Here is a 12438-nt window from a genome sequence, read left to right on the forward strand (position 1 = left end):
GATCAACTCGGACTCGACGGGAGGGACACATGCGTACGAAAGACGGACGTGCACCTGGCCGTCCTTCTGAAGGAGCGGCCAGGTGCACGATCCAGCGGTCAGGCCCGGCGACGGCGGTCGTAGAGCGCGACCGCGACGCCACCGGCCAGCAGCGCCAAGCCGACGATGAGGATCACCGACGGGTCGGTGCCGGTGTCCGGCAGGTCGCCGTCGCCGTCGCCGTCGTCGGCGCCCGGCTCCGATCCACCGTCGGTGCCGTCGTCCGATCCGTCCTCCGAGCCACCCTCGTCGGAGCCGCCTTCGTCAGAGCCGTTGTCGTCGCCGCCCGGAGAGGCGGCAGTGACGGTGAACGGCGCCGACGCGGTCAGCGCGGAGTCCGCGCCGGTCAGGGTGACGGTCGCCGGGCCGACCGGCGAGTCGGCCGGCACGGTCCACTCCAGCGCGACCTCGCCGTCGGCGTTCGTCGTCCCGCTGACGGTGACCGGCTCGGCCTGCGCCGCCTCGGCCAGCTCGTCGGCGCTGACGAACTCCAGCGGCACCCGCAGGTCGAACTCCCGGTTGGCCGCCGAACGGTGGTCGGTGCGCAGGTAGAGCACGCAGTCCACCTCGCAGTCGGCGAACTCGTCGGCCTCGACCAGCGTGAGCGACGTCTCGGCGACACCGTCGGCGATCGGCACCACGATGTCCTCGCTCCCCGGGTACGGGAAGTTGGTGATCCACCGCGACGTGCCCGACTCGCCGGTCGTGTCGGCACCGCCGATGGCCGGCGTCGCGACCTCGCCCGGACCGTTGTCGACCGCCGTCAGCAGGTAGAACCCGGCCGGGGCCTCCGGCGTGTTCTCCTCGCTGGTCGGCTCCAGCCCGGTCAGCGTGACGTCCAGCTCGCCGCCGTCGACGACGAGCAGGTTGCCGTCGCGCAGGACCAGCGGGTTGCCGTCCGCCGAGCGGACCGTGACCGCCTGGCCGTGGTCGTTGTCGAAGGTGAGCTCCTCCGTCGCGGCGTCGATGAGGATCGTCGCCTCGACGCTCTCCTCGGCGCCGAAGTCGGTGCCGGTGAAGGTGACCGTGCCGCCCTGCGCGACCGTCTCCGGGTCCACGCTGACCGCGGGGTCGGGCTCCGGCTCGGGCTCGGGCTCCCCGTCCGCCTCCTCGACGGTGAACGCGGTGCTCGCCAGCGACTCGTCCGCGACGACGAGGTCGACGGTGTGCCCGCCGGTCGCGAGGTCGGCCGGAACGGTCCAGCCGATCTCGACCGCGCCGTCGTCGCCGACCGTACCGGTGCCGGCCTCGACCGACGCAGCCGTGGCACGAGCGCCGTCGGCCGACGCCGACCCGTCGACCGGGACCGCGAACGTGACGGGATCCAGCTCGGTGCCCGCGGGGTAGAAGTCCGCGAACGCCGCCACGCCGTCCTCCGTCAGCGCCGCCGGTACGTCCGACGCCGCGACGACACCGTCGGTCTCGGTCACCGGGTGGTCGGTGAAGTCCAGCGCCGCCAGCTCGACGCCGTCGTAGGTGACCAACTCACCGGACGACAGCGACTTGCTCACGACGTCGGCGACCAGCACACCCGCATCGGCCGACGTCACCGTGACCCGCGGGTCGGTGATGGTCAGCTCCAGCAGCGGGCCGGCGCCCATGTCGTGACCGGAGAAGTACACCTCACCGCCGAAGGCCAGCGCGGTCGCGTCACCGGTACCCTCGGCGAACCGGAACGTGCCGTCGGCGTTCTCCGTCGCCGGGTCGCGCACCTCGATGGCGCCGTGCGCGATCGGCCCGTTGATGTAGTTCCGGAACGACTCCTTCACGCCCCAGTCGAGCGTGCCGGTGCCACCCGGCGGCGGCGCGTCGCGGTCGACGACGGCGGTCACCGTCGCGCCGGGCTCGAAGCCGGTGCCGGTGAACGTGACCGGCTCGCCCTGGACGGCCGGATCGGGGTCGACGGTGACGGCCGGCGGCTCCGGCTCCGGGCCGGGGTCGGTCGCGAACGCCACCGCGACGAGCACGTCCTGGCTGCGGTCGGCGCGGTAGTCGACCGGTGTCGCGTCGGAGGCCTGCGCCGAACTGAAGCTCGCCACGAAGCAGGCGGTCTCCACGCAGTCCACGCCGCTGCCGGTCACAGTGCCGGCCAGCATCAGCATCCGCGACAGCGCGCCGGACGCGTCGGCCTGCACGACCTCGTGCTGCAGCCAGCCGGTCGGCCAGCCGTACTCGAGGTCCTGCTCCGCGTTGGCGGTGATCGCCAACGAGATGCGGCGGTTCGGTGCGAACCCGGTCCCCTCGATCCTCACCTCGGTGCCGACCGCGAGCTCCTCCGTCGGGGTGACCGTGAGCTGCGGGGTGCGGACATCGGCGAACGCGATCGGGGTCTGCGTCGTGTACGCCAGGTCCGCCGACGCGTCGACCGGCGACGTGTGCACCGCCAGCGTCGTGCCCGGCTCGACCTCGCCCGTCGTCAGGGTGATCTCGAACGTGCCGAGCGCCGCCCGGGCGAACGACAGCAGGCCGCTGACCGGCTCGAACGTAACGGTCTCGACGGGGTCCAGCGCCGGCACGCTGCCGTCGGTGGTCACCACGCCGACGCCGACGCGCAGCCCACCGGCCAGGTCGGCGGGCTCGAACCCGGACCCGGTGACGGTGATCTGGTCGGCGTACGGGTCGAGGTCCTCCACCTCCGACACGACGATCGTCGGCGTCGGGGCCGGCGGCTCGTCCTCCAGAGTGACGCTGAACGTGACGGGGTCCAGCTCGGTGCCGGCGGTGTAGAAGCCGGCGAACGCCGCGGCGCCGGCCTCGGTCAGCGCCGCCGGAACACCGGACGCCGACGCGACCCCGTCGGTCACGGTGACCGCGTGGCCGGTGAAGTCCAGCGTCGCGAACTCGACGTCGTCGTAGGTGACGAGCTCGCCGGAGTCCAGCGACTTGCTCACCACGTCGGCGACCAGCACGCCGTCCGTCGCCGACGACACCGTGACCCGCGGGTCGGTGACGGTCAGCTCCAGCAGCGGGCCGGCGCCCATGTCGTGACCGGCGAAGTAGACCTCGCCGGCGAAGGCCAGCTCGGCCGCCTCCGCCGACCCGGTCCCGGTGCCGCCGGCGAACCGGAACGTGCCGTCCTCGTTCCGCGTCGCCGGCTCGCGCACCTCGATCGAACCGTGCGCGATCGGCCCGGTGATGTAGTTCCGGAACGACGCCTTGAGGCCCCAGTCGAGCGTGCCCGTGCCGGTCGGCGGCTCCTCGTCGGCGAACGTGATCGGGACGAACACGCTCTGGCCGAGGTCGGCACGGCGGCTCGGGAACACCGCGACCGCGCACTCCACCTCGCGGCAGTCGACCACCGTGCCGGTGGTCGACGTGAACGTCGGCGCCAGGCCGTCGAGCCGCAGGGCCCACGCGCCGTCGCCCTCGCCGGGTACCAACTGGCTGGTGCCGGCCGGGTTGCGCGGCAGCTCTCGCGGGTCGCTCGCGGCGCCCAGCGCGCTGGTCTGCACGACCAGCAGGTGGTCGCCGGCGATGAACCCGCCGCCGTGGACCGTGGTCGAACCGCCCTCGGCCGGGAAATCCGTCGAGTCCAGCGTCACCGACGGCGCGGGCCGTTCGGCGTCGTCGAACGCGATCGGCGCCCAGGCGTCCTGGGTCCGGTCGGCCGGGTCACCGAAGTCGTAGGCCAGCACGACGCACTCCACGACCTTGCAGTCATAGACGTCGCCGCTGCCGTCGGGGACGAACCGCGACGTGACGGTGTTCAGCGCCGCCGGAACCAGGAACGAGCCGTCGGCCGTGGTCATCACCCGGGCCGAGCCGATCGCCGTCGGCCAGCTCGACGGGTCCGCACCCTCCACCCGCACCGCCTGCACGACCTCGATCGCGGTCTGCGGGTCGAAGCCGGTGCCGGTCGCCTCGACGACGTTGCTGCCGGCGTTGTCCAGCCCGGTCGACGCGGACAGCGTGAGCGCCGGCCCGGCCGGCTCTTCGTCGGCGACGGTGAGAGGGACGTACAACTCCTGATCGGCGTTGACGGTGCCACCGGCGGCGTAGGTGTAGACGCCCGGCGTGGTGCCCTCGGGCCACTCGACCGGCTCGCCGGTGGTGCGGTCCGTCGGCTTGGCCAGCGTCGGCTCCGCCGTGAAGGTGCCGTCGGCCGCGATCTCCACCCACTGGGCCCTGATCGCGTCCTGGTACTGGGCCGGCACCTGGTCGAGAGCCGCCTGCGCCAGCGCCCACTGCTGCGCGCCGACGGTCCGAGCGGACGACGGCGCGCCCTGCGACGGCTGCCACTGGTCGGCGAACGAGCCGAACACGACGTAGGCGCCCGCGGGCACGCCGGCCGGGATCGGCGGGCGGTTGCCCTCAGGCGCGACGTTGCCCTCGGGGTCGAAGCCGCTGCCGCGCACGACGACGGTGTCGCCGTAGGTCAGCTCCGCCTCCGCGACCGGCGTCACGCCGTCGGCCGCGAACACCTCGATCGACGGCTCCCACGTCGGCTGCTCGCCGGGGCCGAACGGGATCGCCGCCTCGGCGTCGTGGCTGTGGTCGCCCGGCGTGATGCTGAACGTGACGAGGACGTAGTCCTTCTCCGGGTCGATCAGCCCTGGCTCGACGTACAGCCCGGCGTCGAAGAAGCCGCCGGTGAAGTTGCTCGAGTGGATCTCGCTCCACGCGACGGTGTCGGTCTCGCGGTCGAACGTATCGTCACGCGCGGCCCAGACGTCGGCCTCGACGACGGCGAGGGTCACGGTGCCGGTCGGCACCGGGTAGCCGCCGCCCACCGCCGTGAGGACGAGGAACTCTGCGGCGGGATCGAACTCGGCGCCCTCGGGGAAGGCCAGGGTCGGCTCGCTCGGCGCCGGCAGCACGGTCAGCTCGGCCGCCTCGGTCACGACGTCCGCGCCGCGGCCGTTGCTGCCGACCGCGCGGACCCGCAGGCCGTCCTGGTCCGCCGTCAGGCCGGTGAGCTCGATGCTGCTGGCGTTCCCGGCCTCGCCGTGATCGGTCCACGTCTCGCCGCCGTCGGTGCTGGTCTGCCACTGGTAGGTGGGCCGGGGCCAGCCGGCGAGGTCGGCGGCGAACTGCGCCTGGTAGCCCACGAACGTGGTGACGTCGGCCGGCGACGATCCCAGCGCGGGCGCAGCCGCGTCCTGGACCTGCAGCCCGGCCGCGCTCGAGGTGATCGACGTCGTGCTGTTGGCCACAACGACGCGCACGTAGGTGCCGGTGTCGGCCGGTGTCACGCCCGGCAGCGTCAGCGTCACGCCGGTGGCGCCGCCGACGGCCACCCAGTCGCTCGTGCCCGGGTTGCGCCGCTGCCACTGGTAGGTCAGCGCATCGTCGTCGCTCTCGGCGGTGACGGTGAACGTGGTGTCCTCGCCGGTGACGGCCTGGGTCCACTGCGGCTGGGCGCTGATGGTCACCGGGTGCGCGTCGACGAACTCCGGCACGCCGCCGTCGAGCTCGAGCAGCACCGGCAGCGGGGGCTTGTTCGGGTCCGCGCTCAGGCCGCTGGTGTGCCAGTACGACGACAGGCCGGTGCGGTAGTGGAAGTCGACGATCGGAGTGGGCCAGGAGCCCCAGTTCGGGTTCGCGGCCTTCGCCTCGTCCGGGATCGCAGACGTCTCGCGCCGGCCCGACGCCGGGTCGGCCGGGTCGTTCAGCGGGAAGTAGTCGACGCCCTGGTAGACCGGGGTGCCGGTGACGACGCCGTCCTCGATCGCGACGCCGTCCAGCTCCAGGACCGTGACGCCCTGCTCCGGGTCGAGCGGCTCCTTGACCGTCGGGTCCTCCATCGACGACGCGAAGCCGCCGACCTCCGCGGTGATGGCGCCGTTGCCCTCGCCGTCGACCGTCAGCACCGGGTCCTTGACGTACCACGGCACCATGCCGCCGTAGGAGTAGATGGTGAACGCGCCGGTCCAGGCGATGCTGCCGGCGCCGGCCGCGTCGAGCTCACCGGTGCCGCCGGTGAACAGAGCGCGCTGGTTGATCTTGTCGTCGACCAGCGGCAGGCAGCGGTTCTCGGCGGTCACGGCGGTGGCGCGGCCGTCGGCCAGCCGCTTGAGCAGGTAGACGTCGCCGTCCTGCACCTTGTAGCTGGCCTCGGTGCCGTCGGCGATGCCGGCGACGAAGAAGCTGCAGCCGCCGGCGGGCGAGCCGTACTGCGAGACGAGGTTGATGCCCCACTCGAACGTGGCGTCGGTGACCTCGATCGGGTCCGGGTCCGGGTCGGGCTGCTCGGCGACGGTGAGCGGGACGGTCAGCTCCTGGTCGGCGTTGACGGTGCCGCCGGCGGCGTAGGTGTAGACGCCGAGGTTGCCGGTGGCAGGCCACTCGATCGGCTCGCCGGTGGTGCGGTCGGCCGGCTTGGCCAGGGTCAGCTCGGCCGTGAACGTGCCGTCGGGCTGGACGTCGGCCCACTGCGCGCGGATGGCGCTCTGGTACTGGGCCGGCACCTGGTCCAGCGCTGCCTGCGCGAGCGCCCACTTCTGCGTGCCGACGGTCCGGGCCGACGACGGTGCGCCGGCGGAGGGCTGCCACTGCTCGGCGAACTTGCCGAAGACGACGTAGGTGCCCGCGGGGACACCGGCCGGGATCGGCGGGCGGTTGCCCTCGGGCGCGACGTTGCCCGCGGGGTCGAAGCCCTCGCCCTTGACGACGACCGTGTCGCCGTAGGTGAGGTCGGCGTCGGCGGCCGGGGTGACGCCGTCGGCGGCGAGCACCTCGATCGAGGGCTCCCAGACCGGCTGCGCCTCCTCCAGCGTGGCGGTGAAGGTGATCGGGTCGAGGACGGTGCCCGCGGTGTAGAAGTTCGCGAACGCCGGCACGCCCGCCGCGGTCAACGTCGCCGGCACGCCCGCGGCCGACACCGTGTCGCCGTCGAACGTCAGCGGGTGGTCGGTGAGGTCGAGGTCGGCCAGCTCGACGTCGTCGTAGGTGACCAGCTGACCCGAGTCGAGCGACTTGCTGACGACGTCGGCGACCAACACGCCGTCGGTCGCCGACGACACCGTGACCCGCGGGTCGGTGACGGTCAGCTCGAGCAGCGGGCCGGCGCCCATGTCGTGGCCGGCGAAGTAGACCTCGCCGGCGAAGCCGAGATCGGCCGTGCCGGCGTCGGGGTCGGCGGTGCCGGTCGCGTCGGCGAACCGGAACGTGCCGTCGCCGTTGCGCGTCGCGGGATCGCGGACCTCGATCGAACCGTGCGCGATCGGGCCGGTGATGTAGCTCCGGAACGACGCCTTCACGCCCCAGTCGAGGGTGCCGGCGACGGCTTCGGCAGCGGTGTCGGCGGTGTTGGCGGTGTTGGCGGTGTTGGCGGCGGGTGGGGCCGCGCCGATGTCAACGGCGGCGGCGCCGGCCGTGGTGGCCGTGTCGGCTGTCACGGCGGGGGCGGCCACGGAGGGCGCGGAGCCGGCGACCAGTGTGCCGGTGCCGAGCGCGGCGGCGAGCAGCGCCGCCACGGTCCGTCTGAACGATGTGGTCCTCACGGTCGGTTCGTCTCCTCGGAACGACGGCGGGCGGCGACGGCCACGACCCCGCCGCCGAGCAGGGCCAGGCCGGCCAGCGCGGCCGGGACGATCGGGGCGCCGGTCTCGGCGAGGTCGGACCCGCCGCCGGCCGCGGCACCCGCGGCGCCGGTGGTGGACGTCGGCGACGGCGTGCTGCCGGACTCGGTGCCGGCGTCGCCGGACGCGTCGCCATTGGCGTCGCCGCTGCCGCCGGCGCTGGCGAACGTGATCGGGATCAGCACGTCGGCGCTGCGGTCGGCCGTGCGGGTGTGGTCGGCGCGGGTGCCGACGACGCAGCCGTCGGGCGCCTGGGCGGGGTCGAGGCAGTCGGTGAACTCGTCGCTCCCGGCGACGCTCAGCTGCACGTCGAACGAGCCCTTGCCGCCGACCTCCTCGAACGGCGTGGCCAGACCCTCGCCGTACGACGGCGGGTTCGACGAGATCCACGCCGACGAGCCGCCGCCGCCTTCCATGTCAGCGCCGCCGAGACACGGCGTGGGCTGCTGACCTGCGCCGGTGTTGACGCACACGACGACATAGATGCCCTTGGTGAGGTCGTAGCCCTCACCGTGGATGGTGATCGTCTCACCGGCGGGGTCGAGTCCGTCGACCTTGGAAACGGTGATCGTCTGGCCTTCCGGACCGGTGGCGGATGCGGCCGCCGCGGTCTCCACGAGGCTCAGCGAACCCCCCGTCGCCAGGACCACCCCCAGCGCCGTCGCGAGTCGACGGCGACGCGATCGCCGTCGGGAAACGTTCGACATGTCCCACCCTTCAACCTGATGTCGGGGTTCTGCGGATCATGAGGCACAGTATCGGTATAGGTAAGGCATACCTACATTGGGGTAGGCAAACCTAAGATGCAATACTTGTCTCAAGTGCAGCGCCGACCCGGAGGAGAATCCGTGCCGACCACCCGTACGCCGGCCGACGCCGAGCCCCGAACGTTCTCCCAGGCTCTGCGCGAGCGCAGCTGGCCCCTGCACGACGTCGCCAACGGCGCGGACTTCATCAACGCGCTGATGGAGGGCCGCATGAGCCGCGCGGGCTACACCGCACTGGTCACGCAGCACCTGTTCGTGTATGAGGCGCTGGAGTCGGTCGCCGCCGGCATGCGCGACGACCCGATCGCCGGGCCGTTCGTCACCGACGAGCTCGAGCGGGTCCCGTCGCTGCGGGCCGACCTCGCCCACCTGCTGGGCGGCGCCGATGCCGTCGACGACCTCGAGCCGCTGCCGGCGACCCGCCGCTACGCCGACCGCATCCGCGAGACGGCGCAGTGGCCGGGCGGCTTCGTCGCGCACCACTACACCCGCTACCTGGGCGACCTGTCCGGCGGCCTGGCGGTCGGGACGCTGGTCGCGCGCGCATACGGCCTCGAGCTGGGCGGCGACGGCGTGCGGTTCTATCACTTCGCGCAGATCCCGAAGCCGCGGCCGTTCAAGGACGCCTACCGCGCGCGGCTCGACGCGGCGCCGTGGAACCCTGACGAGCGGGAGCGCGTCATCGACGAGGTCGTCGCGGCGTACGGCATGAACACCGAGATCTTCGTCGAGCTCGGCGCGGTGCACGCGGCGACGCCCGCGGCCGGCTGACGTGCGGCGTCGAGGTCGCGGGCTGGTCGTCGCCGTCGCGGCCGGCCTGCTGTTCGGGGCGACGGCGTGTGTGGCACCGGAGGACGACGCGGCTGACGGGGGTACGGATGCCCGGCTGTCGTCGCAGAGCACCCCAGGGGAGCCCGCAGCCGATCCCGTCAATGCCTGTCAGGAGCCGGTGACCGGGTTCGGGGTGACCGTCGACGCGGACGGTGAGCCGCTGCCGCCTCGTGCGTCGGCGTCCGCCGGCACGGAGGGGACGGCCGAGGATCCGCGGTCGATCCTGGGGCCGTCCACCGCGATCGTCGACCAGACGGTGAACCCGGTCGCCGAGGACGTCGAGCCGGCGCTGCCGGTGACGGTGCACTCGTGCGACGGCGAGACCGTCGTCGTCGACGACGCCAGCCGCATCCTCGCCGTCGACCTCTACGGCACGCTCGCCGAGATCGTGTTCAGCCTCGGCCTCGGCGACCACGTCGTCGGCCGCGACGCGTCGACCGGGTTCCCGCAGGCCGCCGACCTGCCGCTGGTCACGCCCGGTGGGCACGACATGAACGCCGAGGCGATCCTCGAGCTGGACCCGACCGTCGTCCTCACCGACGCCAGTGTCGGCCCGCCCGAGGTGCAGCAGCAGCTGCGCGACGCCGGCATCCCGATGATCTTCTTCGACGACGCCCGCGACCTCGACCGCATCCCGAGCCAGATCCGCGCCGTCGCCGCCGCGCTCGGCGTCCCCGAGGCGGGCGAGCAGCTGGTCGAGCGGACGTCCGGCGAGATCGCCGACGCGCTGGCGCTCGCGCCCACCGGCGCCGACCCGCTGCGGATCGCGTTCCTCTACACGCGCGGCGGCATGGTGCAGCTGCTGGCCGGGCCGGGGTCCGGCGCCGACGCGATGATCCGGGCGGTCGGCGCGATCGACGTCGGCACGGACATCGGGCTGGACCGGCCGTTCACGCAGATCACCTCCGAGGCGCTGATCGAGGCCGCCCCCGACGTGATCATCATGATGACCAAGGGTCTGGAGTCCATCGGCGGCGTCGACGGCATGCTCCGCCTCCCCGGCGTCGCCCAGACCCCCGCCGGCGAGAAGCTCCGCGTCGTCGACATGGCCGACTCCGTCCTGCTCAGCTTCGGGCCGCGCACGGGGCGCACCATCGAGGCACTCGCCCACGCCGTCTACCAGCCATGACGGCGACGGTGTCGACGCCGGAGGCGCCTGCGGCCGCGGCGGCCGGCACCGTCGCCGCCGCGACGCCGAGCCGGTGGCGGCGCGGGCGGGGCGGGCTGCTGATCGGCGGCCTGTCGGTCGCGCTGGTCGTCGTGACGATCGTGTCGGCCGGCCGCGGCCAGCTGCAGATCCCGCCGTCCGAGGTCGTCGGGTCGGTCCTGCACCGGCTGGACGCGAACCTGGAGTGGCTGCTGCGGCAGGTCGGGTGGACCGTCGACCTGCCGCTCGACGCCGGGCCGCGGCCGCAGCACGTGCAGGGCGAGAACACGCTCTGGCTGGTCCGGTTCCCGCGGGTCGTGCTGGCGCTGCTGGTCGGCGCCGCGCTGGCGACGGCGGGCGCGCTGATGCAGGGCGTGTTCGGCAACCCGCTGGCCGAGCCCGCCATCGTCGGGGTCTCGCCGGGGGCGGCGGTCGGGGCCAGCCTGGTGTTCGTCAGCGGCGCGAACTTCCTCGGCGAGTGGACGGTCGCGGTGGCGGCGTTCGCCACGGGCCTGGTGACGACGTTGCTGGTGTATGCGTTGTCGCGGTCGGGCGGGCGGACGGAGGTCATCACGCTGGTGCTCACCGGGGTCGCGGTCACCGCGGTCGCGTTCGCGATCGTGGCGTTCGCGACCTTCCTGGCGACCCCGGAGGCGCGGGAGCAGATCGTGTTCTGGCAGCTCGGCAGCCTCAACGGCGCCCGCTGGCAGGCGGTCGTCGCGGTGCTGCCGTTCGTCGCGGTGGGGCTGACGCTGGCGGTCGGGATGGCGCGGTCGCTGGATCTGCTCGCGCTCGGCGAGCGCTCGGCCCGCCACCTCGGCGTCCGGGTCGAACGACTCCGCCTGATCGCCATCGTCGCGGTCGCCATGCTGGTCGGCTCCGGCGTCGCCTTCGCCGGCGTCATCGGGTTCGTCGGGCTGGTCGTGCCGCACCTGATCCGGATGATCGCCGGGCCGGGTCATCGCCTCCTGCTGCCGGCCAGCGCGCTGGGCGGGGCGCTGCTCCTGGTCTCCGCCGACCTCGTCGCACGCACGGCCATCGCGTACGCCGACCTCCCGCTCGGCATGCTCACCGCCCTCGTCGGCGGGCCGCTGTTCTTCTGGTTGCTGCGCCGGACCCGCACCAGCCAAGGCGGCTGGGCATGACCCGCGCCGCCTCCCAGCCGCTGCCACCGGAGGTCCACCGGCGCCGGAGGTGGGCGGCCGTTCGCCGAGGCCACCGGCTGCCCGAAGCACCCGTCCCCGGCGCTGTCGTGACCGCGGCCGCGAGCGTCTCCGTCGTCCTCGGCGGAGCAAGGGTGCTGGACGACGTGAGCATCGAGGTCCGGGCGGGCGAGGTGCTGGCGCTGGTCGGGCCCAACGGCGCCGGGAAGTCGACCCTCCTCTCCGCGCTCACCGGCGACGTCGACGTGTCGGCCGGAGCCGTGACCCTGGGCGGAGCACCGCTGCACGCGTGGTCGGCGACGGAGTCCGCGATGCGCCGAGCCGTCCTCCTCCAGCAGGTGCGACTCTCGTTCCCGTTCACCGTCGCCGAGGTCGTCGAGATGGGCCGGGCGCCGTGGACCGGCACGCCGCTCGAGTCCGCCGACGACGAGGCGGTCCGCTCCGCGCTTGCCGACGCCGACGTCGCGCAGTTCGCCGCGCGCCGGTTCACCTCACTGTCCGGCGGCGAGCAGGCCCGCGTCGCGTTGGCCCGGGTGCTGGCGCAGCGGACCGGCGTGCTGCTGCTCGACGAGCCGACCGCCGCGCTGGACCTGCGTCACCAGGAGCTCGTCCTCGGGGCCGCCCGTGCCCGCGCCGCCGCCGGGGTCGCCGTCGTGGTCGTGCTGCACGACCTCAACCTCGCCGCCGCGCACGCCGACCGGGTCGCCGTCCTCGACGGCGGGCGGGTCGTCGCGAGCGGGACGCCCACCGAGGTCCTGGGCAGCGACCTGCTCACCGACGTCTACGAGCACGACGTCGAGGTGATCGCCCATCCGCGCACGGGCACGCCGGTGATCCTCCCGCGCCGCTGAGTTCGCGGCGGGGGTGAATCACGGCGTGCACGCCGAAGGTCGTCGCGGCGCCTTCCCCGGCTCCGGGCGGACGGGCCGTCGCCGGGAAAGGCGCCGAGTCAGCGGGCCGGTCGGGTGCGG

Annotated in this window: 6 protein-coding genes; 4 read left to right on the forward strand and 2 right to left on the reverse strand. The window is 73.6% G+C overall.

The genetic code is table 11. From position 1 onward, the window contains the following. Positions 1–98: 98 nt before the first annotated feature. On the reverse strand, positions 99–7481 hold the full coding sequence (locus BLV05_RS03030; RefSeq protein ID WP_082154870.1) for an HtaA domain-containing protein: 7383 nt from the start codon (positions 7479–7481) through the stop codon (positions 99–101). After that, positions 7478–8176, reverse strand: coding sequence for a hypothetical protein (locus BLV05_RS03035; RefSeq protein WP_152690521.1), 699 nt, complete (start codon positions 8174–8176; stop codon positions 7478–7480). The genes BLV05_RS03030 and BLV05_RS03035 overlap by 4 nt, the downstream gene beginning before the upstream one ends. A gap of 231 nt (positions 8177–8407) precedes the next feature. Here BLV05_RS03035 and BLV05_RS03040 point away from each other — a divergent pair, with 231 nt between their 5' ends. From BLV05_RS03040 to BLV05_RS03055, 4 genes are read left to right on the forward strand one after another with little or no spacing between them, the layout of a single operon-like run. Further along, the gene (locus BLV05_RS03040) at positions 8408–9097 is read left to right on the forward strand and encodes a biliverdin-producing heme oxygenase (RefSeq protein WP_046766519.1); all 690 of its coding nucleotides are present in this window, start codon (positions 8408–8410) and stop codon (positions 9095–9097) included. A gap of 1 nt (position 9098) precedes the next feature. Beyond that, entirely contained in the window at positions 9099–10286 is a 1188-nt protein-coding gene (locus BLV05_RS03045) for a heme/hemin ABC transporter substrate-binding protein (protein ID WP_197683516.1), read from the forward strand. Continuing rightward, entirely contained in the window at positions 10283–11449 is a 1167-nt protein-coding gene (locus BLV05_RS03050) for a FecCD family ABC transporter permease (protein WP_063932482.1), read from the forward strand. Before BLV05_RS03045 ends, BLV05_RS03050 begins: the two co-directional genes overlap by 4 nt. Next, positions 11446–12318 carry a heme ABC transporter ATP-binding protein gene (locus BLV05_RS03055; RefSeq protein ID WP_082154868.1) on the forward strand — a complete coding sequence of 291 codons (873 nt, stop codon included), beginning with the start codon at positions 11446–11448 and terminating at the stop codon, positions 12316–12318. Before BLV05_RS03050 ends, BLV05_RS03055 begins: the two co-directional genes overlap by 4 nt. The last annotated feature ends 120 nt before the right edge of the window (positions 12319–12438 follow it).

The sequence above is a fragment of the Jiangella alkaliphila genome, assembly GCF_900105925.1.
Lineage (GTDB): Bacteria > Actinomycetota > Actinomycetes > Jiangellales > Jiangellaceae > Jiangella > Jiangella alkaliphila.